The organism is Limnohabitans sp. 2KL-17 (assembly GCF_003063415.1).
Lineage (GTDB): Bacteria > Pseudomonadota > Gammaproteobacteria > Burkholderiales > Burkholderiaceae_C > Limnohabitans_A.
Map to the genome: position 1 here is coordinate 15,878 of NZ_NESK01000015.1, position 25,719 is coordinate 41,596.

Sequence of the window (25,719 nt, forward strand, 5' to 3'; positions counted from 1 at the left end):
GTCAATAGGGGGACAATGCAATCTTTCTCGTCACACTATAAGTCCATTTATGCAAAGAAGTCATCAGGGCCTTACCCAATACGGTGCATGCGAGTTGTCGCATGCGATACACACCAAGCAAGTGTCGTGCCGGGAGGTCATGCTTGGCACGCTCGCGCAAATCGACCAACACAACACGCACAGCAACGCCATCGTCAGCCGCGTTGAAACGCCACTTCTGCTGGCGCAAGCCGACGAACGTGACGCCCAACTGGCCCGCGGTCAATCCATGGGATGGATGCACGGCATGCCCCAGGCCATCAAGGATCTGGCCAACGTGCAGGGCCTGCGCACCACTTTGGGCAGTCCCTTGATGAAAGACTTTGTGGCCAGCGAAGACGGCCTCATGGCCCAGCGCATGAAGGCCTCGGGCGCCATCTTGATCGGCAAAACCAACACACCGGAGTTCGGCCTGGGATCGCACACTTTCAACGAAGTGTTTGGCCCTACCCGCAATGCTTGGGACGCCAGCAAGTCAGCGGGTGGCAGCAGTGGCGGCGCCGCTGTCGCCCTGGCCAAACGCATGCTCCCCGTGGCAGATGGTTCGGACTTCATGGGCAGCCTGCGCAACCCTGCAGGTTGGAACCATGTGTTTGGCATGCGCCCCTCACAAGGCCGTGTGCCCATGTTGCCCGCGCAAGACGTTTTCATTGCCCAACTGGCCACCGAGGGCCCGATGGCCCGCCATGTGCGCGATCTGGCCATGCTGCTGTCGGTGCAAGCAGGCGCCCACCCATCAAGCCCCTTGAGCCTGACCGACGACCACGCCGTGTTTGCCGGTTCGCTGGACCACAACCCCCAGGGCACGCGCATCGGCTGGCTGGGCAACCTGCGGGGCTATTTGCCCATGGAGGACGGCATTTTGGCCGTCTGCCAATCGGCTCTGGCCAGCCTGTCGGGCATGGGCTGCCAGGTCGATGAAGCCACGCTGGGCATGCCCCCTGAACAAATCTGGCAAGCCTGGCTGGTCTGGCGGCAAGCCCTGGTCGGGCCTCGCGTGGCACCCTTCCTGATTAACCCCGACAACCGCCAGCACATCAAACCCGAAGCGCTGTGGGAGTACGACCAGCATCTGGCCTTGACCGGCGCCCAACTCATGTCGGCCAGTGCCACCCGCACACGCTTTTACCAAAGCATGCTGCCGCTGTTTAAAAAGTTCGATGTGCTGGCCATCCCGGTGGCACAGTCCTGGCCTTTTGACATCACTATGCGCTGGCCGCAAAGCCTGGCGGGGCGACCCATGGACACCTACCACCGCTGGATGGAAGTGGTGATTTACGCCACCTTCGCCGGTCTTCCCTCGATCAGCGTGCCTGCGGGTTTTGGGGCCAACGGCTTGCCCATGGGGCTGGCCTTGATCGGCAAGCCCCAAGGCGACTGGGACTTGCTGAAACTGGCCCACGCTTACGAAATGGCCAACCAAGAACTGGTGGCCCAGCGCCCACCGGGCATCTGACGCTCAGGCCTGGCAGGACCGCCGGCCTGTTGAGCTTGGAAGAGTCGCGTCAGGCAGACACCATGCGCGACCAGCCCGTCAGGTCCAGCGATGCCAGAGCCATGATCTTGGCCGAATCCACCAACTCCTGGATGCCGACGTATTCATCGGGTTGGTGCGCCAGATCAAGGATGCCCGGACCATAGGCAATGCAGTCTTGCAACTTGCCCGTGCGCACGATGTGTTTTTGATCGTAGGTACCGGGGCTTGAAATGTAGCTGGGCTCGCGTCCCAGCACCCGGGCAATGGCCCGCGCTGTGGCATCCACCACCGGGGCGTCTTTGGGAGTAGCGGTGGGCACAAAACTCATGATCTCGCGAACGCCGTAATCAAACCCTGGCCGAGTGCGCTTGAGCTCGTCGAGCATGTCGATGATTTCCTGCTTGACGGCTTCGAGGTTTTCTTCAGCGATGAAACGCCGGTCCAGCACAGTGCGGCAACTGTGCGCCACCACGGGCGCAGGCGTTTGCGCTGTAGGCCAGCCCCGTTCGTCATTCGCGTAATGCTGCTCCACCTGACCGCCGTGGATGCTGTTGATGTTGAGCGTGCTGACCCGTGCGCCTGGTGGCTCAACCGGCTCGGCCGTGTGCCGGCCTTGCAAGCGCGGCTGCAATTGCGTCTCCAGCAAGTGGATGAAGGCACTCATATGGTTGATGGCGCTGTCGCCCAGAAAGGGCATGGAGCCGTGCGCAATGCGCCCTCGGGTTTCCACCTCACCCCACCACACGCCCCGGTGCCCCAGACAGATGCGGTCAACACCCAAGGGCTCAGGAATGATCACATGGTGCACACGCGGTTTGCTGAAATACCCGCGCTCAGACAGGTAGCCCACCCCGGCAAAACCACCCGACTCTTCGTCGACCGTGCCGCTGATTTCCAGTGCGCCGGGAATTGGCAAACCCGATTCGATTAGGGCCTCGCAGGCGATGATGCTGGACGCCAGCCCGCCCTTCATGTCACAGCTGCCGCGGCCATAGACCCGTCCGTTGGCCACCTGCCCGCCAAACGGCTCATAGGTCCAGCCCGACCCCGCCTCGACCACGTCAATGTGGCTGTTGAAATGCACGCACTCGCCGGGCGCCTGGCCTTGCCAGCGCGCCACCACATTGGTGCGAGGATGGCTGTCGCTGTCGCCCGGTGCACCAATGGCGCGCACATATTCAATCGCAAAACCCTTTTTGGCCAGCCGCTCGCCGATGAAATGGGCGCAGGCTTCGTAAGCGTCTCCCGGTGGGTTGATGGTGGGAATGCGAACCAGCGCTTGCGTGAGGGCGGTGACTTCGTCGCGTTTAGCTTCGATGCGGTCGAGCAGCTTTTGAACAGATGTATTCATGACTTCAGTTTATCGCCCGGCGCTGCCTGCCCAAAGTCGCAAAGGGCACAGGTGCAGCACAGTTGCCAAGGAAGGCCCGTCAGCTTTGCTGCCAGGGCAGACCCCGAAAACGCCAGCCCCCCTTCAATCCCCGGTGGGCATGGCCATCCGGATCGCCCTCAAAGCCTTCCAATATGTTGTACGCCTGCAGGCCCAACTCGTTGGCGCGCTGCGCTGCGGCGATGGACCGCACCCCGCTGCGGCAAAGCATCAACAGCTTCTTGCCACCGGCAGCCAGACTTTGAATGCCTGCGTCAAACTCAGGGTTCATGGCCATGCCGGGCCACTGCTTCCAGGCCAGCGCATGGGCGCCGGGCACAAAGCCCACCCAGGCCCGTTCGGCATCGGTGCGCACATCGACCAGCAAAGCCTCGCCCGACTGCACCCAGGCCCAGGCCAGTTGGGGGCTGATGTCACCGGCATAGCCCGAAGCGGGCTGAACATCGAATCCTGAGGAGGTTGGGGGTGTCGTCATGGTGTGGCCATCGGGCTAAATTGGTCAAGAATGATAACTTTTTGCCAGCGCGTCAGCCTGTCAGTGACAGGAAAGGCGGCAGCGGCTAAGATGCTGTATGTGATTGACGTTTACGTCAACGTCAATGCAAACAGACCGCTAACGGAGACACCGAATGACCGACTTGTCCGCAGAGTTCAAGGCCCTGGCCGAATACCGCCCCACCAACAAGGTGCGTTTTGTAACCGCCGCCTCCCTGTTTGACGGCCACGACGCCGCCATCAACATCATGCGCCGCATCCTTCAAGGCATGGGCTCAGAGGTCATCCACCTGGGCCACAACCGGTCGGTCGACGAGGTGGTCACCGCCGCCCTGCAGGAAGATGCCCAAGGCATTGCGATCAGCTCCTACCAGGGTGGGCACAACGAATACTTCACCTACATGATGGAACTGCTCAAAGCCCGGGGTGGTGAGCACATTCAGGTGTTTGGCGGTGGTGGCGGCGTGATCGTGCCCTCCGAAATCCGCATGCTGGCCGAGCACGGCGTGCGCATTTTCAGCCCCGAAGACGGCCAGAAAATGGGCCTAGCCGGGATGATTGGCGAAATGGTCATGCGCTGCGACCAGGACGTCAGCCCACTGGCCCCCAAAACCGTAGACGACATTCAGGGACACGGCGAGATGAACTGGCGCGCGCTGGCACAACTGATCACCGCTTTGGAGAATGACAAGGCCGATGCCGGCGTGGTCAAAGCTGTGCGCGAACAAGCCGCCCAAAAGAAAGTACCCGTGCTGGGCATCACCGGCACCGGCGGCGCAGGCAAATCTTCACTCACCGACGAACTGATCCGCCGTTTGCGGCTGGACCAAAACGACAGCTTGCGTGTGGCCGTGATTTCGATTGACCCCTCACGCCGCAAGAGCGGAGGGGCCTTGCTGGGCGACCGCATCCGCATGAACGCGATTTCGCCTTGGTCGCAAGGCCCTCGTGTCTTCATGCGCTCGCTGGCCACACGTGACTTTGGCTCTGAAATTTCGGCCGCTCTGCCCGATGTGATCGCGGCCTGCAAGGTGGCTGGTTTTGACCTGATCGTGGTGGAAACGTCCGGCATCGGCCAAGGCGATGCGGCCATCGTGCCGCATGTGGATGTGCCCATGTATGTGATGACGCCCGAATTTGGCGCGGCCAGCCAGCTCGAAAAGATCGACATGCTGGACTTTGCCGAGTTCGTGGCCATCAACAAATTCGACCGCAAGGGCTCAAGCGACGCGCTGCGCGATGTGGCCAAGCAGGTGCAGCGCAACAAGGAAGCCTGGACGGTACCGACCGAGCAGATGCCGGTGTTTGGCACCATGGCCGCACGCTTCAACGACGACGGCGTGACCGCGCTGTACCAGGCCCTCAAAAAACGTTTGGCAGAGCTGGGCATGCCCACCACCGAGGGCCGTCTGCCGGTGGTGGATGTGCGCTACAGCACCCACCAGAACCCTGTCGTGCCTTCAGCGCGCACCCGGTATTTGGCCGAGATCAGCGACACCGTTCGCGGCTACAAAAAGCGCGCCATTGACCAGTCGCGCCTGGCCCGTGAAATCCAGCAGCTTCGCGCTGTGGCCCGCATGCTCGAAACGGGCAAGGCCGGTCGCGCCAAAGCCGCCGAGGCCGCCATCGACCTGGCAGTGCAGCGCGAACAAACCCAAGACCCCACTGCCCGCAAGCTCTTGGGCCAGTGGCCTGACATGCAAAAGGCCTACGCGGGCGACGAGTACGTGGTCAAAATCCGTGACAAGGAAATCCGCACGGCCCTCACCACCAAGTCACTCAGCGGCACCACCATCCGTAAAGTGGCCTTACCCAAATACGAAGACGATGGCGAAGTGCTCAAGTGGTTGATGCTGGACAACGTACCTGGCAGCTACCCCTACACCTCAGGCACTTTTGCATTCAAGCGCGAGGGCGAAGACCCTACCCGCATGTTTGCCGGTGAAGGCGACCCGTTTCGCACCAACCGCCGCTTCAAACTGGTGAGCGAAGGCCTGCCCGCCAAGCGCCTGTCCACCGCATTCGACTCGGTCACGCTGTATGGCAACGACCCCGATCTGCGCCCTGACATTTACGGCAAAGTGGGCAACTCGGGCGTGAACGTGGCCACGCTGGACGACATGAAGGTGCTGTATTCGGGGTTTGACCTGTGCAACCCCACCACATCCGTGTCGATGACCATCAACGGACCTGCGCCATCGATTCTGGCCATGTTCATGAACACGGCCATCGACCAGAACATCGACAAATTCAAGGCTGACAATGGCCGCGAACCCACCGAAACCGAAGCCGCCAAGATCAAGGAATGGGTGCTGGCCAACGTGCGCGGCACCGTGCAGGCCGACATCCTGAAAGAAGATCAGGGCCAAAACACCTGCATCTTCTCGACCGAATTCAGCCTGAAAGTGATGGGCGACATTGCGCAGTATTTTGTGCACCACGATGTGAGCAACTTTTACTCGGTGTCCATCTCTGGCTACCACATTGCTGAAGCCGGGGCCAACCCGATCAGCCAGCTGGCCTTTACGCTCTCCAACGGCTTCACGTTTGTCGAAGCCTATCTGGCGCGTGGCATGCACATCGACGATTTCGCGCCCAACCTGAGCTTCTTCTTTTCCAATGGCATGGACCCGGAATACACCGTGCTCGGCCGCGTGGCGCGCCGCATCTGGGCCGTGGCCATGAAAGAGAAATATGGCGCGAATGAGCGCTCGCAAAAGCTCAAGTACCACATCCAGACCAGTGGCCGCAGCTTGCACGCGCAAGAAATTCAGTTCAACGACATCCGCACCACATTGCAGGCGCTGATCGCGATCTACGACAACTGCAACAGCCTGCACACCAACGCGTTTGACGAAGCCATCACCACCCCCACCGAAGAGTCGGTGCGCCGGGCCATGGCGATTCAGCTCATCATCAACCGCGAGTGGGGCCTGGCCAAGAACGAAAACCCCAACCAAGGCGCTTTCATCATTGACGAACTGACCGAGTTGGTTGAAGAATCCGTGCTGGCCGAGTTTGAAAAAATCGCCGAACGTGGCGGGGTTTTGGGCGCGATGGAAACCGGCTACCAGCGCGGCAAGATTCAGGACGAGTCCATGCACTACGAGATGCTCAAGCACACGGGCGAGCTGCCCATTATTGGCGTCAACACCTTCCGCAATCCACATGGCGACCCAGTCAATTACAAGCTGGAGCTGGCCCGTTCGACCGAAGAAGAAAAGCAATCGCAACTCAAACGCCTGCACGATTTCCAGGCCCTGCACGCCAGCGAATCGCCTGAGATGCTCAAGCGACTGCAGCAAGCGGTGATTGACAATGGCAACGTGTTCGAGGTGCTGATAGATGCGGTGCGTGTTTGCTCACTGGGTCAGATCACGAATGCGCTGTTTGAGGTGGGCGGGCAATACCGACGCAATATGTGAGTTTTTATGATCGGCAGATGGTCCTGAATCAACATCCCGATGGCGTTGCCCTCTACACTGGAGAGCACTGATCGAGATTTTCACATGCAGCACCTACCGCCCTTCATCGCCCCATCTGAACACCAGGATGCCGACAGCGCCTTGGCCCAGGTCCAGCACATTTACCAGCAAGGCGTCAACCACCTGCGCCAAGCCATGCGCGACTTTGTGGCAGGGGCGGACATGGCAGGTACCAGGGTACGGGCTTTCTATCCTTTTGTTCGCGTCCAGGTCAGCAGCGCCAGCCGTAAGCCCGCCGGGCTGGACAGCCCTTTAAGCTATGGTTTTGTGGCCGAACCGGGCCGCTTTGAAACCACCCTGACCCGGCCAGATCTGTTCGCTTATTACATTCAAAAGCAGTTGTCGCTTCTGCTAAAAAATCACGGCGTCAGCTTGCAGGTGGGCACCAGCAGCCAACCCATCCCAATCCATTTTTCATTTGCCGAAGACGAGTACATGGAAGGCAGCCTGAGCCCTGATCGACAGGCTCTGATGCGTGAGGTATTTGACCTGCCCGACCTCACCGCCATGGACGATGGAATTGCCAATGGCACCCATGAGCCAGCCGCTTCAGAAGCCCGTCCTTTGTCGCTGTTCACGGCGCCCCGGGTGGACTATTCCCTGCAGCGCCTGCGCCACTACACAGGCACTTCACCACACTGGTTTCAAAACTATGTGCTGTTCACCAATTACCAGTTCTACATCGACGAATTCATCGCCCTGGGTCATGCCGAGATGCAAAACCCTGACAGCGCATACATCGCCTTCATTGAACCCGGCAATGTGGTGACTCGCCGGATTGGCCTGTCACCTGAAGACGCCGATGCACAAGGCCAGCCGCCGCCTCGGCTGCCGCAAATGCCGGGCTACCACTTGGTGCGCAAAGGCCACAGCGGCATCACCATGGTCAACATTGGCGTGGGGCCTGCCAATGCCAAAACCATCACCGACCACATTGCGGTGCTGCGACCGCATGCCTGGCTGATGCTGGGACATTGCGCGGGGCTGCGCACCACACAACAGCTGGGCGACTATGTGCTGGCCCACGCCTATGTGCGTGAAGACCATGTGTTGGACGAAGAGCTGCCGCTGTGGGTGCCGATTCCTGCATTGGCCGAGATTCAGATGGCCCTCGAGCAAGCCGTGGCCGAGATCACCGGGTGTCATGGCGCAGAGCTGAAACGCCTCATGCGCACCGGCACCGTGGCCAGCACCGACAACCGCAACTGGGAACTGCTGCCCACCAGCAATGTGGCCAGCACCCCGCAGCGGCGTTTCAGCCAAAGCCGCGCCGTGGCGCTGGACATGGAAAGCGCCACCATTGCGGCCAACGGTTTTCGCTTCAGAGTGCCCTACGGCACCTTGCTGTGTGTCAGCGACAAGCCGTTGCACGGCGAGATCAAGCTGCCCGGCATGGCCAACCAGTTTTACCGTGAAAGGGTCAAGCAGCATCTGCAAATCGGCATCCGTGCCGTGACCTTGTTGCGCGATGCGGGGCCCGAACAATTGCACAGCCGCAAGCTGCGCAGCTTTGCCGAAGTCGCGTTTCAGTGACCCCATGACACTCATCCTGCTTAACCCGCATGCGCAAGGTGGGCGTGCTGCACGAGCCATTCCTCCTTTTAAAAATTGGCTTCAAACGCACGCACCAGACAGCAGCTTTGCGGCCCCGGATAAGCTGCAAGAAAGCCTTGCATTGCTGCAAAACTTGCCCGAAGGCAGTCGGGTGGTGGCTGTGGGTGGAGATGGCACCCTGAACCGTTGGCTGCCCGCCTTGCTGTCGCGCAAGCTGACACTGGCCCTGGTGCCCATGGGCAGCGGTAACGACTGCGCCAGGGCGTTGGGCCTGTATGGCTTGTCATGGACCGCCGCTTTGCAGCATGCCCTGAACGGCCCGGCCCGATCCGTTGATACCGGCTTGGCGTGCTGGACAGACTTGCAAGGGCAAAGCCATGACACCCACTTTTTTTCGAGCCTGACGGCAGGCTTTGATTCTTCAGTGGGTCTGCGCGCCCTGAACGGACCGCGCTGGTTGAGAGGCTTGCCGCGCTACCTTTGGGCCACACTGAAAGAATTGGCTTATTTGCAAACCTGGCAACTCTCGGTGAGCGCAGACGGTGAGCCGATGTCCTCGGGGCCCGCGCTGTTTGCATCCAGCCTGAACACTCCCAGCTTTGGTTCGGGCATGCCTGCAGTGCCCCACGCCCGGATAGACGACGGGCAACTGGATGCGCTGCTGGCCGGGCCAATGGGGCGGTCAGGCGTTCTGAATTTGCTGCCGCGCTTGCTGGTCGGCAAGCATTTGACCGATCCACGCCTGCAGTGCCGACCCTTCAAGACACTGACCATTGATTGCGTGGATGGCGTTCCGCTGGCGGCTGATGGTGAATGCCTGGGCTTGGCAACGCAGCTTCGCGTTCACTGCCAGAGGGCCCGATTGCAGGCCGTCACTCGCCAGACAAGTTCCAACCGCCCACCTACAATGAACGCATGAATATTCTCTTTATTGCCGACCCCCTCGAGTCCTTCAAGATTTACAAGGACACCACCTTTTCGATGATGCGCGAGACGCAAAAGCGCGGCCATCAGGTGGTCGCCTGCAAGATGACCGATGTGCGGTGGCAGCAAGGTGAAGTCGTATCGGCGCAGGTGCGCGACATCACCCTGACGGGGCAAGCCGATGCCTGGTTCAAGCAGACCGCTACACGTCGCGCAAACCTGAAGGACTTTGACGCCGTCATCATGCGCACCGACCCGCCTTTTGACAGCGAGTACTTTTACGCCACCCACCTGCTGAGCCAGGCCGAGCGCGAAGGCGCCAAGGTCTTCAACAGCCCTGCCGCGCTGCGCAACCACCCCGAAAAACTGGCCATCCTGGAGTTTGCGCAGTTCATCGCGCCCACCCTGGTGACGCGAAGCGATGCCGACATCCGGGCGTTTCATGCCACGCATGGCGACATCATCCTCAAGCCCCTGGACGGCATGGGCGGCATGGGCATTTTCAAGGTGGGGGCTGACGGACTGAATCTGGGTGCGATCATTGAAACACTCAACCGGGACGGCGCGCAAACCGTCATGGTGCAAAAGTTCTTGCCCGGCATTGCCCAAGGTGACAAGCGTGTGCTGTTGATTGGCGGCAAGCCCGTGCCCTTTTGCCTGGCCCGCATCCCGCAAGGCGGGGAAGTGCGCGGCAACCTGGCGGCTGGCGGCAAAGGTGTGGCGCAACCGATTTCAGCGCGTGACCGTGAGATCGCCGAAACCCTGGGACCAATTTTGGCAGCGCGCGGGCTGATGCTGGTGGGCCTGGACATCATTGGCGACAGCCTGACAGAAATCAACGTGACCAGCCCAACTTGTTTTCAGGAAATCACCGACCAGACAGGGTGTGATGTGGCGGCGCTGTTTATGGATGCCATAGAAGCAGCGCTTTAAACATCAGATGGGTTTTGCTGGCGCTGAGGCGGCGTGGGCTAGGGCCTCAAGTCACCGTCTTCAAAGGTGTACAAGCGCCCAGGCTCAAAAGCGATCCAGGCCTCATTGGTGGTCAGCGGGGCAGTCACCACCACCGCCACCCTGTCGTTCTCGCTGGCATGGTCAGCAAAATTCACACTCAGGTCTTCATCGCTCAAAGTCGCCTTCGTGAACGGGTGACTGCGCAACACGTAATGCAGGTTTGTGCTGGCATGCGCCCACAATGCCTGGCCGTTGGAGAGCAAGAAATTGAACGTGCCAAAGCGGGCGATCTGCGGCACCAACTCACGCAATGTCATGGTCAGCTCTTGCACGCTGGGCAGGCTGGCATGTGACTTGGCCAACTCCTGCATCAGCCAGCAAAAGGCGCGCTCGCTATCGGTCTGCCCCACAGGCTTGAAGCTGCCATGCAATCGGGGTGCGTAACTCACCAGGTTGCCGTTGTGTGCAAACACCCAATACCGGCCCCACAGCTCACGCACAAACGGGTGGCAATTTTCCAGGCTCACTTCGCCTTGCGTGGCCTTGCGAATGTGCGCGATCACGTTGCGGCTTTTGATCGGGTAGCGGCGAATCAGCTCGGCCACCGGCGAACTGCTGGCGCTTTGGTGGTCCACAAAATGGCGCACGCCCAGACCTTCAAAAAAGGCAATGCCCCAGCCATCCCCATGGTGGTCGGTGATGCCGCCTCGCTGCGCAAAGCCGCTGAAGCTGAAGGTCACATCAGTGGGGGTGTTGCAATTCATGCCGAGCAATTGACACATGGTTCAGTCCTTGGCGGGGGTGGCTGTGGGCTCGGCCATTTTCCAGGCGGCCAGCAAGGCCAGCGCGGTCGTGGTGGCCAGAAAAACAAAGGTTTCGTTGAAAGCCCGTAAGTCGGCTCTGCTCGGGCTGTTTGCGGCCAAGGCGTAGACCGCCAGACGCCACTCCAGCACGATGGCGCAAATGCTCACACCCGCCGCGCCGCCCAGCATGCGTACAAAACCGATCACGCTGGAAGCCTGCGGGATCAGGTCCTTGGGCAAGCCGCGCAAAGCACCCAGGTTGAGTGAAGGCAAGATGAAGCCCAAGCCAATGCGGCCGAGGATCACCAAAATCCAGAGCAAGGCCAGTCCCGCTGCAGGGTGCACCAAAGGCATGAGCGCAAAGGACAGCGCCAGCAAGGCCAGGCCCCAGCTCACCCAATGCGCTGGCGGCATGCGGTTTGACAAACGCCCCACCGCGGCGATGGTTACGGCCAGCAAAATACCTGCTGGCAGCAAGGCCGCACCAATATAGGACGGCGACAGGCCCAAGCCCATCTGCATATAGACCGGCAGCAAATAAGTGGAGCCAAACAGCGCAATGCCATAGGTGAAAGACACCAACGCCCCCATGGCGAAATGGCGGTGCCCAAATACTCGCAGGTTCATGAGTGGGCCACGCAGTGCCTGCCGTACCGGCTTGCCTTGGCGGCCCGAAGCCGCACGACGCACGCGTCGGCCTGGCTGCAGCAAATGACGCTGCCATGCCACAAACACCGCCATGCCCACGCCCGCCAGCGCCAGCAAGACCATGGCCACCGTATCGTCGTCGCCGCGCAGCTGAACCAGGCCGTTGAGCAGCATCAAGGTGGAGGCACTGGCCAGCGCCAGTCCGATCCAGTCGAGGCCGGGGCTGTCGGCATCGGCCTGAACGCCGCCCGGGGCCGATGTGGGCACGTAGCGTCGTGACAGCCACAGCGCCACCATGGCCAGCGGCACCACCATGAAAAAGATCGAGCGCCAGCCGAACATGTCGACCAGCACACCACCAATGCTTGGGCCGATGGCCGGAGCCAGCACCACGCCCATGCCGAACAGTCCGCTGGCGCGGCCCTGCTCTTCAGAAGCAAACGCCCGCAAGATGATGATGGCAGGAATGGGCTGCACCACGCCTGCAGCCAGGCCTTCGGCGACGCGTGCGGCCATGACCAGTGGGAAATCATTGGCAAAGCCCCCCGCCACACCGCCACCCAAAAGCAACCACATGCACACCTCATAAACCCGGCGATAGCCATAACGGGCCAGCAGCCAGGGAGTAGTGAGCATGGACACGGTCATGGCCACCATAAAGCCCGAGGTGACCCATTGCACCCGGCTTTGACCCAGCGCAAAGTGCTGGCTCATGTCCGGGATGGCCACGTTCATGATGGTGGACGACATCACCGCCGCCATCGAGCCCAGCATCACCGACAGCAGCAACAACCAGCGGTGCCGCTCACCATAACGCGCTTGCAGCGCCTGCAAACTGTGGGGGCCTTGGGCTAGGCTCATGCGCCCTCGCCTTTGGATGGGTCTTCAACTTGGGCTTTGTTGTCTTCAGATGCAGCCACACACGCCGCGCAAATGCAGGCCTTGTTGCGAGCCGCTTCGGGCACCTGTGCCAGCAAGTCGGCACTGAAGTGCACGCGCGTACACCAGCACGGCCCAGGCGCCAAGGCACCCGCCATGGCGCAGGCATTGGGCTGCCCGCACAAGGGGCAGCGGCATGGGTCCATCGCAGGCAGTAAAAGGCTCATGTGGTTTGGCTCACCCTGTTGACTCAATGGGGGGGGTCAGTCCTTGCTCTGACGGCGGCGGTGCGCGTCACGCCACAGGCGAATGACCAGCACCACCAGGGGGAGGGAGTGCAAGAAAAAGTCAAAGATGTCAATGGGCTTGCTCAAGGTGCCTTCGAAGAGCATGCGCCACTTCTCCAACAGGTGCGGCTCCGGCACAAAAGGGGCCCCAGCCAGGTAAATGGCAATACCCAACAGCAGCAACATCGGAATCCGGTCTATCCAGCGCATCACGCCCTCCAAAAAGCCCATTTTCAGGCATTGCCGATGTGCCAAACCTGACACGCAACAAAAACGGCTCCCGAAGGAGCCGCTTTCAAATGTCGGACTTATTTCAGTCCACCCGCCTTCAGGCTGCAGCCTTGACTTTCAGGCGCCAAGCATGCAACAGCGGCTCGGTATAGCCGCTGGGCTGTTCTTTGCCCTTGAAGACCAGGTCACAGGCCGCCTTGTAGGCTGCCGATTTGGCGAAGTTGCCTGCCATGGGCTTATAAGCCGCATCGCCTGCGTTTTGAGCATCCACCACGGCCGCCATGCGCTCCATGGTTTTCTTGACCTGCTTTTCGGTCACCACCCCGTGGTGCAGCCAGTTGGCCATGTGCTGGCTGGAGATGCGCAGCGTGGCGCGGTCTTCCATCAGGCCAACGCCATGGATGTCAGGCACTTTGGAGCAGCCCACGCCTTGGTCAATCCAGCGCACCACGTAGCCCAAAATGCCCTGGGCGTTGTTGTCGAGTTCCTTTTGCTTGTCTTCTTCAGACCAGTTGGCAGCGTCTTTGGCCACGACTGGGAACTGCAGCAACTTGCTCAGGGTTTCTTCGCGCAGTTCTTTGGCATCTTGCTTGGCTATGGCTTTTTCCATTTGCTTTTGCAGGGCCGGCACGTCCACCTGGTGGTAGTGCATGGCGTGCAGTGTGGCGGCCGTCGGACTGGGCACCCATGCGGTGTTGGCACCGGCCAGGGGGTGACCTATTTTTTGCTTGAGCATGTCGGCCATCAAGTCGGGCATGGCCCACATGCCTTTGCCGATCTGGGCGCGGCCACGCAGGCCACATTGCAGACCCACGGTGACGTTGTTCTTTTCGTAAGCACTCAGCCAAACGCTGCTCTTGATATCGCCCTTGCGCATAACCGGGCCAGCCAGCATGCAGGTGTGCATTTCGTCACCCGTGCGGTCCAGAAAGCCGGTATTGATGAAGGCCACGCGGCTCTTGGCCGCAGCGATACAGGCTTTCAGGTTGACGCTGGTGCGCCGCTCTTCGTCCATGATGCCCAGCTTGACAGTAGACGGCTTCATGCCGATCACTTTTTCAACCCGGCTAAACAACTCGTCGGCAAAAGCGACTTCGGCCGGGCCATGCATTTTGGGTTTAACGATGTAGACGCTGCCCGTGCGGCTGTTGCGCAAGGTGCTGGACTTTTTCTTTTGCAGATCGGCCAGGGCGCAGGTCACGGTGACCATGGCGTCCAGGATGCCTTCAGGAATCTCTTTGGTGCTGCCATCGGCGGCCTTGTAGAGGATGGCGGGATTGGTCATCAAATGACCGACGTTGCGCACGAACATCAGCGAGCGGCCGTGCAAACGCACCGAACCCTTGCCATTGGGTTGGGTGTATTCGCGGTCCGGGTTCATGGTGCGGGTGAAAGTCTTGCCGCCCTTTTGCACCTCTTCGCTCAGGGTGCCTTGCAGGATGCCCAGCCAGTTGGCATAGGCCAGAACTTTGTCGTCCGCATCGACAGCGGCCACCGAGTCCTCAAGGTCGAGAATGGTGGACAGTGCGCTTTCAGCGATCAAGTCCGAGACACCGGCGGCATCGGTCTTGCCAATGGCTGTGCTCTTGTTGATTTGCAGGTCGAGGTGAATGCCGTTGTGCACGAACAGCACCGAAGCAGGCGCCTTGGCGTCGCCGGTGTAACCGACCCACTGCTTGGCATCGGCCAGAGTGGTGCTCTTGCCGTTGGCGAGGGTCACCAGCAGCTTGCCCGCCTTGACGGCATAGCCCTTGCTGCCCACGTGCGAACCAGATTTGAGGGGCGCACAGCGGTCGAGCACATTGCGGCAGTAATCAATGACTTTGGCGCCGCGCTTGGGGTTGTAGCCCGAGCCTTTTTCGCAACCATCGGCTTCGCTGATGGCATCGGTGCCATACAAGGCGTCGTACAAGCTGCCCCAACGGGCGTTGGCAGCGTTGAGGGCATAGCGGGCATTCAAAATCGGCACCACCAACTGCGGGCCGGCCAGCTTGGCCAGCTCGGCGTCGACATTGGCGGTGGTGGCCTGGGCGCTTTTGGGCTCGGTCACCAGGTAGCCGATTTGTGACAGGTATTTGCGGTAGGCCTTCATGGCCTTGCCTTCAGCGACCGGGCCGGGGTTGGCGGTGTGCCACTGGTCCATGGCGGTCTGGATGCGGTCCCGCTCGGCCAGCAAGGCGATGTTTTTCGGGGCCAGATCGGCCACGATGTCGTTGAAGCCTTTCCAGAACACGTCTTGGTGCACGCCGGTGGCGGGCAGCATCTGGTCGTTGATAAAACTCAGCAAGGAGTTGGCCACTTGCAGGTTGTGGATCGCGGTGCGTGCAGTCATGAAAACCTCTGGGGTCAAGTCAAAAAATCGGGGATGGACAACATTCAAAGCGACAGATCGCCAGCGGTCCAAAGGGAATATCCACTCTATTCTAAATTTAGACGGTGATAAACCCGCAAAAACTTCTGAGACTCCTGACTTTTAAACACAAATGCGGCGGCAGAAAACCGGCATTTGCCCCCAAAACCTCAAGAGGGGCGTCTTGAAAAAATGCAGCGCTTTTGGCCCACAGCAACGCGCTGCGGTTTAATTCAGCCATGACACGCCCCCACACACCGGACGTCCTGATCAGCGAAGTCGGCCCTCGCGATGGCCTGCAATCGGTCAAGGCCACCATGCACACCACCCACAAGCTGCTCTGGATCGATGCGCTGGCCGCTGCAGGCCTGCGCGAGATCGAGGTGGCCTCGTTCGTTCCCGCGAAACTGCTGCCGCAAATGGCCGATGCCGCGCTGGTGGTGCAGCATGCGTTACGGCATACAGGTCTTCGGGTAATGGCCTTGGTACCCAACTTGCGCGGTGCACAGGCCGCGCTGCAGTCCGGGGCACAAAAGCTCACATTGCCCGTGTCGGCCAGCCCGGCGCATTCGATGGCCAACGTGCGCAAAACACCCGAGGCCATGGTGCAAGAAGTCCAGGCGGTGCTGCATTGGCGCGATCAGCATGCGCCCGGCGTGCCGGTCGAAGTGGGCATGTCCACTGCTTTTGGCTGCACCTTGCAAGGCCATGTCCCCGAAGCCGATGTGTTGCGCCTGGCGGTGCAACTGGCACAAGTGGGCGTGGACGAAATCGGCCTGTCGGACACCACGGGCATGGGCAACCCGGCGCAGGTAAGCCGGCTGTTCCAGCAGCTTTTTCGAGAAATTGGCGAGCGCACGGGATCAGCCCACATGCACAACACCCGCGGTCTGGGCCTGGCCAATTGTCTGGCCGCCTATGAGGCGGGTGTGCGCACGTTTGACAGCTCTTTGGGCGGCCTGGGCGGCTGCCCCTACGCACCCGGCGCGTCGGGCAATGTGGTCACCGAAGACTTGGTCTTCATGCTGGAGGCCATGGGCGTGTCGACGGGCATTGATCTCGAAAAGCTGATGGCAGCCCGTTTGCCACTGCAAGACGGCCTGCCTGGCGAACCTCTTTATGGCATGACGCCCGAAGCCGGCTTGCCCAAAGGCTGGCGAACTTGATGCCGCACAATCAAGGCCATGGACAAGCTCAAAGCCTTTGAAACCTTTGTGTCGGTTGCCACCAAGGGCAGCCTGACCGCTGCGGCCCGCGCCGAGGGCGTGGCCCCGGCCATCATCGGTCGGCGACTCGATGCCCTCGAAGAAAATTTGGGCGTGAAACTGATGGTGCGCACCACGCGCCGCATCACCTTGACCCACGAAGGCAGCGCTTTTCTGGAAGATTGTCAGCGCTTGCTATCTGACGTGGCCAACGCCGAAGCCAGTGTGTCGGCGGGTGGCGTCAAGGCCAGTGGGCATTTGCGCATCACGGCGCCCGCCGGTTTCGGTCGTCGCCATGTGGCGCCTTTGGTGCCGCGCTTCAGAGAGTTGCACCCCGATGTCTCGATATCCCTGAACCTGAGCGACCGCGTGGTGGATCTGGCTGCCGAAGGCTTTGACTGCGCGGTGCGTGTCGGCGACCTGCCCGACTCGTCACTGGTGAGTGTGCGCATGGCCGACAACCGGCGCCTGTGCGTTGCCACCCCGGCTTATTTGGCCCGGAGAGGCACACCCCTGCAACCGTCCGACTTGCTGCAGCACGACTGTCTGACTTTGTCGAGCGATGCCTCGCAAACCCGAGGCTGGGCCTTTAGAAGCCCCACCGACAGCGGCCACGAGGTGGTTCACCTGCGACCCGGCGGCCCCCTCGATTGTTCAGATGGGCAGGTGCTGCACAGTTGGTGCCTGGCCGGTTACGGCATCGCTTGGCGAAGCACCTGGGAGGTGGAAAGCGAAATCCAGTCGGGCCAGTTGGTGGCGGTGCTGGAAGACTTTGCCGCACCACCCAACGGGATTTATGTGGTGTTTCCGCAGCGCAAGCACTTGCCGCTGAGGGTCAGGCTCTGGATTGACTACCTGAAACACCACTACGCACAACCCGGCTACTGGCACAAACCGGGGCATTGACCCTGACAGATCCGGCGAGTGGAACGCTGCAATCGGGCATTTCAGGCCCAGACCGTAAAATCAGACCTTATGCTTTTTGCCAAACAACATTTGCTCACCGCCCTGGCCGCCGAGCTTGAGAAACTTCACACCGGCGCCGGTGCGCGCGCGGCCTTCGAATCCCCCAAAGTGGCCGCCCATGGCGACCTGGCTTGCACGGCGGCCATGCAACTGGCCAAAGCCCTCAAGCAAAACCCCCGGCAACTGGCCGAGACTCTGCGCACCGCCCTGTTGCTGACCCCCGCCTTCGAGCGCTGGGTCGATGCCATCGAGATCGCTGGGCCGGGCTTCATCAACATCCGCCTCAAGGACGCGGCCAAACAGGCTGTGGTGCACGAGGTGCTGCAAGCGGCCGATTGTTTTGGACACCAGCCAGCTCAAGCCGAAAAGGTTCTGGTGGAGTTCGTCTCTGCGAACCCGACCGGTCCGCTGCATGTGGGCCATGGCCGCCAAGCGGCTTTGGGCGACGCCATCTGCAATTTGCTGGCCACACAAGGGCAGCAGGTCTACCGCGAGTTTTATTACAACGATGCGGGGGTGCAGATCGGCACCCTGGCCAGCTCGACCCAGTTGCGCGCCAAGGGCTTCAAGCCCGGCGACGCCGAATGGCCCAGTGGCGAAAATGCCCCGGCCTACAACGGCGACTACATCCAGGACATTGCCAACGACTTTTTGGCCAAAAAGACCGTCCGATCCGACGACCGCGAATTCACTGGCAGCGGGGATGTGAATGACCTGGACGGCATGCGCCTGTTTGCGGTGGCCTATCTGCGCCACGAACAAGACCTTGATTTGAAGGCCTTTGATGTCCAGTTTGACAATTACTACCTGGAATCAAGCCTCTACACCAGCGGCAAGGTCGATGCGGTTGTGCAAAAACTGCGCGATGTGGGCAAAACCTACGAGCACGATGGCGCCCTTTGGCTCAAGTCCACCGACTACGGCGACGACAAAGACCGTGTCATGCGCAAAGGCGATGGCAGCTACACCTACTTTGTGCCCGATGTGGCGTACCACATCACCAAATGGGAGCGCGGCTTTACCCGGGTGGTGAACATTCAGGGCACGGACCACCACGGCACCATCGCCCGCGTGCGTGCGGGCCTGCAGGCGGCCCATGTCGGCATTCCCGAAGGCTACCCCGACTATGTTCTGCACACTATGGTGCGCGTGATGCGCGGTGGCGAAGAGGTCAAGATCTCCAAACGTGCAGGCAGCTACGTCACACTTCGCGACCTGATCGAGTGGACCAGCAAGGATGCCGTGCGTTTCTTTTTGCTGTCGCGCAAGCCCGACACCGAATACATCTTTGACATCGACCTGGCACTGGCACAAAACAACGACAACCCGGTCTATTACGTGCAATACGCGCATGCCCGTATCTGCTCCGTGCTGGCTGCCTGGAAAGACAAAGACGGTGGTGACCAGAGCACGTTGGCCAAAGTAAATCTGTCACCGCTGCAAAGCCCTCAGGCCCATGCACTGATGCTGGCCCTGGCCAAATACCCCGAGATGCTGACATCGGCGGCCACCGACTTTGCCCCACACGATGTCACTTTCTATTTGCGCGACCTGGCATCGCTGTACCACAGCTACTACGATGCCGAGCGTATTCTGGTGGACGACATCCCTGTTAAAAACGCCCGCTTGGCCTTGGTCGCTGCCACAGCGCAGGTTTTGCGCAACGGACTGAAGGTGCTGGGCGTGTCTGCACCTCAAAAAATGTGAATGGAACTGGCATGAGACTCCACCCCCAACGCGGCGGTACTTTTTTGGGCCTTTTCATTGGGCTGGTGCTGGGCCTGGGCGTGGCTTTGGGCGTGGCCATCTATGTCACCAAGGTGCCCACGCCTTTTTCCAACAAGAACCAGCCCCGCACCAACGACCAGGACGCGCAGGAGATCGAGAAAAACAAGGACTGGAATCCGAATGGCGTGTTCCAGCCCAAAGCGCCAGCAGAAACGCCGGCTGCACCCGCTGCTCCGGCCCCGGAAGCTGCCAGCGACAAAACATTGCCCGGCTCAGCCAGCAAGAGCGCCGCCGAGGCGCCCAAAACAGAGCCGCGTCCTGCCGTCACTGCCGATCCCCTGGGCGATTTGGCCAAATCCAAATCCGGGCTTTCCACCCCCGCCCCTTCCAGCCCTTCCGCCGATCCGTTTGATTACGTCATCCAGGTGGGCGCCTACCGGACCAGCGGCGATGCCGATGCCCAAAAAGCCAAACTCACCCTGATGGGTCTGGACGCCAAAATCTCTGAACGAGATCAAGCCGGGCGCACGGTTTACCGCGTACGCTTGGGGCCCTTTGCCGACAAAGCCGCTGCTGAACGCATCCGCACTCGCTTGGAAAGCAGCAGCATTGAAAACACTTTGGTGCGTGTTCAACGATGAACCCGCCCTGTCCATTTGGAGCATGCCCATGAAACGCCGTTTCTTCTCTTCTGCCCTGGTGACCGCAAGCGCTTGGCTGAGCGCCCCTGCGGCTTGGTCCCAAGCGGCCTTGTTCAAGTCGGGCAAAGACTTTCTGACACTGGATCGCCCGGTCGCCACCGAAACGAGTGGGGGCAAGGTCGAGGTCATCGAGTTCTTCTGGTACAGCTGCCCACACTGTTACGCTTTTGAATCGAATTTTGCCCAATGGGTCAGAAATGCCCCAAAAGACGTCTTGGTGCGGCGCATCCCGGTGTCGTTTCGCGATGACTTTGCACCCCAGCAGCGCCTGTTTTTCACAATTGAAGCCATGAATTTGATGGACAGCTTGCACCCCAAGGTGTTCAGTGCGATACATGTGGAAAAACTGCTTCTGAACACCGATGCCAGCGTACTGGCCTGGGCCGAAAAGCAAGGCGTGGACAAAGCCAAATTCAACGAAACCTACAAATCATTTGGTGTGGCCACCAAACTCAAGCGAGCGGTTCAGCTGCAAAATGATTTCAAGGTGGAGGGCGTGCCCTCGCTGGGCGTTGCCGGACGCTACTACATCGATGGAACGCTGGCGGGCAGCATGGACCGTGCCCTGAAAGTGGCTGAATCCTTGATTGCGCAGGTTCGCCAAGGCCGTTGAGCGCATTCCACCCCAGGCGAGATGCCTCTCCACAAGCCCGCCGCATCAAAACGGTGGGCTTTTTTATGCCCGAATCAATGCATTCGTAAGGTTTCGGGTGCGCTTGAGCCTACAATCAAAAGCCATTACCAGCAAGATTCATGCCCTCAATGAAACTCCTCCGTGCCATCGGCCTCCTTGCTTCGGGGCTGTGCTGCCTCAGCCTACCGGCTTGGGCCGAGAAAGCCGACCGCGACAAGCCCATGCTGATTGAGGCGGATGCCATGCGGCACGACGAGAACAAAATGCTCACCCAGTTCACGGGCCAGGTGGTTGCACTCAAAGGAACCATGGTGCTGCGTGGCGCGCGCATGGAAGTGCAGCAAAACAAACAAGGCCAACAAATTGCGCAAATTTGGGCTGCCCCCAACGAGCGCGTGTTTTTCCGCCAAAAACGGGAAGGCCTGGACGAATTCACCGAAGGTGAAGGCGAAATGGCGATTTATGACAGCCAAGCTGACGTCGTGACGTTGATACATCGGGCTGAGGTCCGGGTTTTGCGGGGCACCGAGGTGGCCGATCAACTCAATGGCCAAAAAATCGTCTTCAACAACACAACCGAAGTGATGACGGTGGACGGCATGCCCAAAGGCGCCCAAGCCACCAACGGCCGCGATCAGCGTGTTCGCGCCGTGCTGACCCCCCGAAAAACAACTGCCGCACCCAACGCAGTTCCGGCGACGGCACCAGCCACACCGGCAGCACCGATATTGCGGCTCAGCCCCAATGCCCTTGAAAGCAAAAAGCCATGAGTGAGCCGCTTGTCACCAGTCGGCTGGAAGCGCGCCACCTGAAAAAGGCCTATGGCAGCCGCAAGGTGGTTCATGACGTGTCTGTTCAAGTCGACAAAGGCGAAGTGGTGGGCCTGCTGGGCCCCAACGGCGCTGGCAAGACCACTTCTTTTTACATGATCGTGGGCTTGGTACGCGGGGATGGCGGACAGATCCTGATCGATGGACAGGACGTGACACGTCTGCCGATCCACAAACGTTCGCGCATGGGCTTGTCTTATCTGCCCCAGGAAGCCTCGATTTTTCGCAAGTTGTCCGTCGCCGAGAACGTGCGGGCCATTCTGGAGTTGCAGACCGATGCACAAGGTGCACCCCTGGAAAGTGTCGACCTGGAAAAACGCCTGGACGAATTGTTGAACGATTTGCGAGTCGCCCATTTGCGCGATTCTCCGGCCATGTCATTGTCCGGGGGGGAACGCCGCCGGGTGGAAATTGCCCGCGCACTCGCCACCAACCCGCGCTTCATCTTGCTCGACGAGCCCTTCGCGGGCATTGATCCGATTGCCGTCATCGAAATCCAGCGAATCATCGCCTTTCTCAAGCAACGCGGCATTGGCGTGCTGATCACAGACCACAACGTGCGCGAGACCCTGGGCATTTGCGACCACGCCTACATCATCAGCGAAGGCCGTGTGCTGGCCGAAGGAACGCCTGACGAAATTGTGGCCAACGCCGATGTACGCCGGGTGTACCTGGGCGAACACTTCAGGATGTGATGAACAAATCAAATGCCATCAACATGAAAGCGCAGGCATGAAGCCCGGTCTGTCGCTGCGCATGTCCCAGCACCTGGCGCTCACGCCCCAGTTGCAACAATCGATCCGCCTGTTACAGCTGTCCACGCTGGAGTTGTCGCAAGAAGTCGACCAGATGCTGGACGACAACCCTTTTCTGGAGCGCGCTGAAGAAGAAGCCCCTGCCGAAGCCTTTGGCCTGGACCAGGCAGACACCCATGTCAGCCTGGGCGACCGCGTGAGTGAAAGCGCCAGCTCGTCCAGCAGCAGCGATGACAGCCCCAGCGAAACACGCGAAGAAGCCGTGACCGATGTGGCCGAAAGCTGGGATGGCGATGGCAGCGTGGACATGCGCCCCGACGACAGCGAATGGGGTGGTGACGCCGTGCCACGCCAGAACAACGGCGAAGAAACAGCCGATGCCATTGACCTGGCCCGCAGCAGTGGCTCACTCACCGATTTTTTGCACCGCCAAGCCCTGTCGCTGCGCCTGTCTGAAATCGACCGCGCAGCCCTGCGCTTTCTGATCGAGTCACTCAACGACGATGGCTACCTGACCGACACCTTGCCAGAACTGGCTTCGAGCCTGGCAGGCGCCGACGACTTTGAGCAACTGGACGAACTGGTGCACCGCTTCACCGTGGCGCTGGGCTTGCTGCAGTCGCTTGAACCTGTGGGCGTGGGCGCACGCGATCTGGCCGAATGCATGCGCATCCAAATCAAGGCCTTGCTGCAAGAAGACCCCGACGACGAGGTCGCACAAGCTGCGCTGGCCGTTTGCGCTCATCCACTGGAGATGCTGGCCAAGCGTGACTACAAACGCCTGGCCGTGGCATGCGGCCTGGACGAGTCCGTGGTCAAAGCAGCGATCCCGTTCATCGCCAGACTGGAGCCCAAGCCAGGTCGCCCATTTGCTTTGGCCGAGCAGAACATCATCATTCCCGATGTGCTGGTGGTCAACATCAGCAAAACGGCCACACCCAAGTTCCGCATCCAGCTCAACCCTGACGTGATGCCCAAACTGCGCGTACACGACATCTATGCCAACGCGCTGCGCGGTGGCAAGGGCGACAACCACGCCGGATTGCAGCAACGCCTACAAGAAGCCCGCTGGTTCATCAAAAACATTCAGCAGCGCTTTGACACCATCTTGCGCGTCTCGACAGCCATCGTCGAGCGGCAAAAAAACTTTTTGACCCACGGCGAGCTGGCCATGCGGCCCCTGGTGTTGCGTGAGATCGCCGATGAGCTGGGCATGCATGAGTCCACCATCAGCCGCGTGACCACCGCCAAATACATGTCTACACCGCAAGGCACGTTTGAGCTGAAGTATTTCTTTGGCTCAGGCCTGGGCACTGACAGCGGCAGCGCTGCTTCGAGCACCGCCGTGCGCGCCCTGATCAAGCAATTCGTGGCCGCCGAAAAACCGGCCAAGCCACTGTCCGACAACCAAATATCCGAAATGCTGAAAGAGCAAGGCATCGACTGCGCACGGCGCACGGTAGCCAAATACCGCGAAGCGCTGAAGATTGCCCCCGCGAACCTGCGCAAAACCCTTTGAGAAGAATGCTCCCGTGAATTCATTGAACTTGTTCATGCCTTGTGCCGCTGGCGTGGAGGGCTTTTTGGCCGACGAAGTGCACGCCATCACCGGCCTCACGGGCCAAGACCTGATGACCGGGCGTGGCGGTGTGATGGCCCGCGCCTCATGGCGCGATGCGATGCGCATCAACCTGCACAGCCGCCTGACACAGCGCGTGCTGGTGCAACTCTCGGTCACCGATTACCGCAACGAAAACGACCTGTACAACGCCGCCAGCGAAGTGGCCTGGGAGATTTGGTTCACGCCCAAGCAGACCTTCAAGATCGACATCACAGCGCAGCACAGCCCGCTCAACAGCCTGAACTTTGCTGCCCTGAAAATCAAAGACGCCGTGGCCGACCGCTTTCGCGCCAAGCGCGGCGAACGCCCCAGCGTGGACACCACCTGGCCCGATGTGCGCATCTATGCGCACGTCACACCCGAAACCCTCACGCTGTACATCGACACCTCGGGCGAGCCCTTGTTCAAGCGCGGCTGGCGCACAGAAAAGGGCGATGCGCCTTTGAAGGAAACGCTGGCTGCCGCCATGATCGCCGCCAGCGGCTGGGACGGCACCGTGCCTTTGTACGACCCCTGCTGCGGCAGCGGCACCATCCCGATCGAAGCGGCGCAAATCGCCTGCGGTATTGCCCCCGGTTTGCAACGCCGCTTTGGCTTCGAAAAACTGCTGCCCTTTCAAAACCATGTCTGGCAAGGCCTGGTCGAGGAAGCCCGCGACAACGAACATGAACCTACCGCGCCCGTTTTTGGCAGCGATGTGGCCTTCAGGATGGTCGACTTTGCCGAACGCAACGCCGAGCGTGCAGGCGTATCCGGGGTGGTGGCTTTTCGGGGTGGCGACGCACTGCAACGCATGCCGCCTTGCGAAACACCGGGCGTGATGCTGCTCAACCCGCCCTACGGCGAGCGCATTGCAGCCGCCGGTGTCGCAGGTCGTGGACGCGAAGGGTTTGAGCCAGGGGCCATGTCTGACGCGCGCTCCAGCACACGGGCGGCTGAACCTGGCCACCACCGAGAAACCTCACAAACCGCACCTACCGACGATGGCAGCGAATTTTTTGCACAACTGGCCAGCCACTGGAAGAAAAACTACACCGGCTGGAGCGCCTGGATGCTGACGCCCGATCTGAAACTGCCCGGCAAGATGCGCCTGAAGGAATCGCGCCGCGTGCCCATGTGGAACGGCCCCATCGAATGCCGCTTGTTTCGCTTTGACATGGTCAAGGGCAGCCATAAACGCACGCCAACCGACGCTTCTGTAGACAACCCAGGGGCACCCGAAGCGCCTGCGCCATGACCGTTGATCAGATTGAAAGCGCCCCGGTACGTCGTGTGCTGGACACCAACATCGTGCTCGACCTGTGGGTGTTTGACGAGCCCAAGGCCGAAGCGCTGCGCGTGAGCGTTGAGGCGGGTAACACGCATTGGCTGGCGACTGCCGCCATGCGAGAAGAACTGGCCCGCGTGCTCTGCTACCCGCAAATCGCCAAACGACTGACGCACCGCGAAATACCCGCCGATACCGTGCTCGGCAACTTTGACCGCTGGGCACAAATGCACCCCGATGCCCCCAAAGCAGAATACGTCTGCAAAGACCCCGACGATCAAAAATTCATTGACCTGGCCGTGACCCACACCGCCGCCCTGCACAGCAAAGACGCGCAAGTGCTGTGCATGAAAAAACGCCTGGCACGCTGCGGCGTCACACTGAACCCCGTCACAGCCTGAGCACTCAGTTTACGCAGCTTTTTTAGGGACAGCCTTCATCTGCGCGAAGGTCTTGCAATGCCGTTTACGCATCTTTGATTTAGGCTATAGCGTGA

Annotated in this window: 22 protein-coding genes; 15 read left to right on the forward strand and 7 right to left on the reverse strand. The window is 60.4% G+C overall.

Annotated elements, in window-relative coordinates; all coding sequences use genetic code 11:
* Window positions 1–49 precede the first annotated feature (49 nt).
* On the forward strand, window positions 50–1,495 hold the full coding sequence (locus tag B9Z45_RS08980) for an amidase (RefSeq protein WP_108406894.1): 1,446 nt from the start codon (window positions 50–52) through the stop codon (window positions 1,493–1,495).
* A gap of 49 nt (window positions 1,496–1,544) precedes the next feature.
* Here the strand turns inward: B9Z45_RS08980 and B9Z45_RS08985 are convergent, their stop codons facing one another.
* Both B9Z45_RS08985 and B9Z45_RS08990 read right to left on the reverse strand, forming a co-directional pair.
* On the reverse strand, window positions 1,545–2,867 hold the full coding sequence (locus B9Z45_RS08985) for an acetylornithine deacetylase/succinyl-diaminopimelate desuccinylase family protein (protein ID WP_108406895.1): 1,323 nt from the start codon (window positions 2,865–2,867) through the stop codon (window positions 1,545–1,547).
* Between the two features lie 79 nt (window positions 2,868–2,946).
* Window positions 2,947–3,381: a rhodanese-like domain-containing protein gene (locus tag B9Z45_RS08990; protein WP_108406896.1), complete on the reverse strand. Its 435-nt coding sequence runs from the start codon at window positions 3,379–3,381 to the stop codon at window positions 2,947–2,949.
* 154 nt (window positions 3,382–3,535) lie between these two features.
* Here B9Z45_RS08990 and icmF point away from each other — a divergent pair, with 154 nt between their 5' ends.
* The 4 genes from icmF to gshB all read left to right on the forward strand — a co-directional run bounded on the left by icmF (window position 3,536) and on the right by gshB (window position 10,297).
* A complete protein-coding gene (icmF, locus tag B9Z45_RS08995) occupies window positions 3,536–6,826 on the forward strand; it encodes a fused isobutyryl-CoA mutase/GTPase IcmF (protein WP_108406897.1) in 3,291 nt (1,096 codons plus the stop codon).
* 84 nt (window positions 6,827–6,910) lie between these two features.
* A complete protein-coding gene (locus B9Z45_RS09000) occupies window positions 6,911–8,419 on the forward strand; it encodes an AMP nucleosidase (RefSeq protein ID WP_108406940.1) in 1,509 nt (502 codons plus the stop codon).
* 4 nt (window positions 8,420–8,423) lie between these two features.
* On the forward strand, window positions 8,424–9,359 hold the full coding sequence (locus B9Z45_RS09005; protein WP_158270397.1) for a diacylglycerol kinase family protein: 936 nt from the start codon (window positions 8,424–8,426) through the stop codon (window positions 9,357–9,359).
* The gene (gshB, locus tag B9Z45_RS09010) at window positions 9,356–10,297 is read left to right on the forward strand and encodes a glutathione synthase (protein ID WP_108406899.1); all 942 of its coding nucleotides are present in this window, start codon (window positions 9,356–9,358) and stop codon (window positions 10,295–10,297) included. Before B9Z45_RS09005 ends, gshB begins: the two co-directional genes overlap by 4 nt.
* Before the next feature lie 38 nt (window positions 10,298–10,335).
* Here gshB and B9Z45_RS09015 read toward each other — a convergent pair whose 3' ends face one another.
* From B9Z45_RS09015 to B9Z45_RS09035, 5 genes are all read right to left on the reverse strand, one after another.
* Window positions 10,336–11,100 (reverse strand): class II glutamine amidotransferase, encoded by a 765-nt coding sequence (locus B9Z45_RS09015; protein WP_108406900.1) that lies wholly within the window; start codon window positions 11,098–11,100, stop codon window positions 10,336–10,338.
* A gap of 3 nt (window positions 11,101–11,103) precedes the next feature.
* Entirely contained in the window at window positions 11,104–12,630 is a 1,527-nt protein-coding gene (locus B9Z45_RS09020; protein WP_108406901.1) for an MFS transporter, read from the reverse strand.
* The gene (locus B9Z45_RS09025; protein WP_108406902.1) at window positions 12,627–12,875 is read right to left on the reverse strand and encodes a cysteine-rich CWC family protein; all 249 of its coding nucleotides are present in this window, start codon (window positions 12,873–12,875) and stop codon (window positions 12,627–12,629) included. The genes B9Z45_RS09020 and B9Z45_RS09025 overlap by 4 nt, the downstream gene beginning before the upstream one ends.
* Window positions 12,876–12,911: 36 nt before the next feature.
* Window positions 12,912–13,166, reverse strand: a complete 255-nt coding sequence (locus B9Z45_RS09030; RefSeq protein ID WP_233252145.1) for a hypothetical protein — start codon at window positions 13,164–13,166, stop codon at window positions 12,912–12,914.
* A gap of 97 nt (window positions 13,167–13,263) precedes the next feature.
* Window positions 13,264–15,498, reverse strand: a complete 2,235-nt coding sequence (locus tag B9Z45_RS09035) for a malate synthase G (protein WP_108406903.1) — start codon at window positions 15,496–15,498, stop codon at window positions 13,264–13,266.
* Between the two features lie 257 nt (window positions 15,499–15,755).
* On the opposite strand from B9Z45_RS09035, the gene B9Z45_RS09040 reads away from it, so the two are divergent.
* The 10 genes from B9Z45_RS09040 to B9Z45_RS09085 all read left to right on the forward strand — a co-directional run bounded on the left by B9Z45_RS09040 (window position 15,756) and on the right by B9Z45_RS09085 (window position 25,624).
* The gene (locus tag B9Z45_RS09040; protein ID WP_108406904.1) at window positions 15,756–16,682 is read left to right on the forward strand and encodes a hydroxymethylglutaryl-CoA lyase; all 927 of its coding nucleotides are present in this window, start codon (window positions 15,756–15,758) and stop codon (window positions 16,680–16,682) included.
* 18 nt (window positions 16,683–16,700) lie between these two features.
* Window positions 16,701–17,627 carry a LysR family transcriptional regulator gene (locus B9Z45_RS09045; protein WP_108406905.1) on the forward strand — a complete coding sequence of 309 codons (927 nt, stop codon included), beginning with the start codon at window positions 16,701–16,703 and terminating at the stop codon, window positions 17,625–17,627.
* Between the two features lie 69 nt (window positions 17,628–17,696).
* Window positions 17,697–19,394: an arginine--tRNA ligase gene (argS, locus tag B9Z45_RS09050; RefSeq protein ID WP_108406906.1), complete on the forward strand. Its 1,698-nt coding sequence runs from the start codon at window positions 17,697–17,699 to the stop codon at window positions 19,392–19,394.
* Between the two features lie 11 nt (window positions 19,395–19,405).
* Window positions 19,406–20,056, forward strand: coding sequence for an SPOR domain-containing protein (locus tag B9Z45_RS09055; RefSeq protein WP_108406907.1), 651 nt, complete (start codon window positions 19,406–19,408; stop codon window positions 20,054–20,056).
* Window positions 20,057–20,084: 28 nt separating this feature from the next.
* Window positions 20,085–20,729, forward strand: coding sequence for a thiol:disulfide interchange protein DsbA/DsbL (locus tag B9Z45_RS09060; protein ID WP_108406942.1), 645 nt, complete (start codon window positions 20,085–20,087; stop codon window positions 20,727–20,729).
* A gap of 149 nt (window positions 20,730–20,878) precedes the next feature.
* The gene (gene lptA, locus B9Z45_RS09065) at window positions 20,879–21,520 is read left to right on the forward strand and encodes a lipopolysaccharide transport periplasmic protein LptA (RefSeq protein ID WP_108406908.1); all 642 of its coding nucleotides are present in this window, start codon (window positions 20,879–20,881) and stop codon (window positions 21,518–21,520) included.
* Window positions 21,517–22,275, forward strand: coding sequence for an LPS export ABC transporter ATP-binding protein (lptB, locus tag B9Z45_RS09070; protein WP_108406909.1), 759 nt, complete (start codon window positions 21,517–21,519; stop codon window positions 22,273–22,275). Before lptA ends, lptB begins: the two co-directional genes overlap by 4 nt.
* A gap of 37 nt (window positions 22,276–22,312) precedes the next feature.
* A complete protein-coding gene (locus tag B9Z45_RS09075) occupies window positions 22,313–23,854 on the forward strand; it encodes an RNA polymerase factor sigma-54 (RefSeq protein ID WP_108406910.1) in 1,542 nt (513 codons plus the stop codon).
* A gap of 13 nt (window positions 23,855–23,867) precedes the next feature.
* Window positions 23,868–25,193 (forward strand): class I SAM-dependent RNA methyltransferase, encoded by a 1,326-nt coding sequence (locus tag B9Z45_RS09080; protein WP_108406911.1) that lies wholly within the window; start codon window positions 23,868–23,870, stop codon window positions 25,191–25,193.
* On the forward strand, window positions 25,190–25,624 hold the full coding sequence (locus B9Z45_RS09085; protein WP_199221872.1) for a putative toxin-antitoxin system toxin component, PIN family: 435 nt from the start codon (window positions 25,190–25,192) through the stop codon (window positions 25,622–25,624). Before B9Z45_RS09080 ends, B9Z45_RS09085 begins: the two co-directional genes overlap by 4 nt.
* Window positions 25,625–25,719 lie beyond the last annotated feature (95 nt).

Coding starts and splice junctions, on each gene's coding strand:
- B9Z45_RS09035 (WP_108406903.1), bottom strand. CDS start 15,498: ATGACTGCACGCACCGCGATCCACAACCTGCAAGTGGCCAACTCCTTG.
- B9Z45_RS09085 (WP_199221872.1), top strand. CDS start 25,190: ATGACCGTTGATCAGATTGAAAGCGCCCCGGTACGTCGTGTGCTGGAC.
- B9Z45_RS08990 (WP_108406896.1), bottom strand. CDS start 3,381: ATGACGACACCCCCAACCTCCTCAGGATTCGATGTTCAGCCCGCTTCG.
- B9Z45_RS09040 (WP_108406904.1), top strand. CDS start 15,756: ATGACACGCCCCCACACACCGGACGTCCTGATCAGCGAAGTCGGCCCT.
- lptB (WP_108406909.1), top strand. CDS start 21,517: ATGAGTGAGCCGCTTGTCACCAGTCGGCTGGAAGCGCGCCACCTGAAA.
- B9Z45_RS09020 (WP_108406901.1), bottom strand. CDS start 12,630: ATGAGCCTAGCCCAAGGCCCCCACAGTTTGCAGGCGCTGCAAGCGCGT.
- B9Z45_RS08980 (WP_108406894.1), top strand. CDS start 50: ATGCAAAGAAGTCATCAGGGCCTTACCCAATACGGTGCATGCGAGTTG.
- B9Z45_RS09000 (WP_108406940.1), top strand. CDS start 6,911: ATGCAGCACCTACCGCCCTTCATCGCCCCATCTGAACACCAGGATGCC.
- B9Z45_RS09015 (WP_108406900.1), bottom strand. CDS start 11,100: ATGTGTCAATTGCTCGGCATGAATTGCAACACCCCCACTGATGTGACC.
- icmF (WP_108406897.1), top strand. CDS start 3,536: ATGACCGACTTGTCCGCAGAGTTCAAGGCCCTGGCCGAATACCGCCCC.
- B9Z45_RS09060 (WP_108406942.1), top strand. CDS start 20,085: ATGAAACGCCGTTTCTTCTCTTCTGCCCTGGTGACCGCAAGCGCTTGG.
- gshB (WP_108406899.1), top strand. CDS start 9,356: ATGAATATTCTCTTTATTGCCGACCCCCTCGAGTCCTTCAAGATTTAC.
- lptA (WP_108406908.1), top strand. CDS start 20,879: ATGAAACTCCTCCGTGCCATCGGCCTCCTTGCTTCGGGGCTGTGCTGC.
- B9Z45_RS09005 (WP_158270397.1), top strand. CDS start 8,424: ATGACACTCATCCTGCTTAACCCGCATGCGCAAGGTGGGCGTGCTGCA.
- B9Z45_RS09075 (WP_108406910.1), top strand. CDS start 22,313: ATGAAGCCCGGTCTGTCGCTGCGCATGTCCCAGCACCTGGCGCTCACG.
- B9Z45_RS09025 (WP_108406902.1), bottom strand. CDS start 12,875: ATGAGCCTTTTACTGCCTGCGATGGACCCATGCCGCTGCCCCTTGTGC.
- B9Z45_RS08985 (WP_108406895.1), bottom strand. CDS start 2,867: ATGAATACATCTGTTCAAAAGCTGCTCGACCGCATCGAAGCTAAACGC.
- argS (WP_108406906.1), top strand. CDS start 17,697: ATGCTTTTTGCCAAACAACATTTGCTCACCGCCCTGGCCGCCGAGCTT.
- B9Z45_RS09045 (WP_108406905.1), top strand. CDS start 16,701: ATGGACAAGCTCAAAGCCTTTGAAACCTTTGTGTCGGTTGCCACCAAG.
- B9Z45_RS09055 (WP_108406907.1), top strand. CDS start 19,406: ATGAGACTCCACCCCCAACGCGGCGGTACTTTTTTGGGCCTTTTCATT.
- B9Z45_RS09030 (WP_233252145.1), bottom strand. CDS start 13,166: ATGGGCTTTTTGGAGGGCGTGATGCGCTGGATAGACCGGATTCCGATG.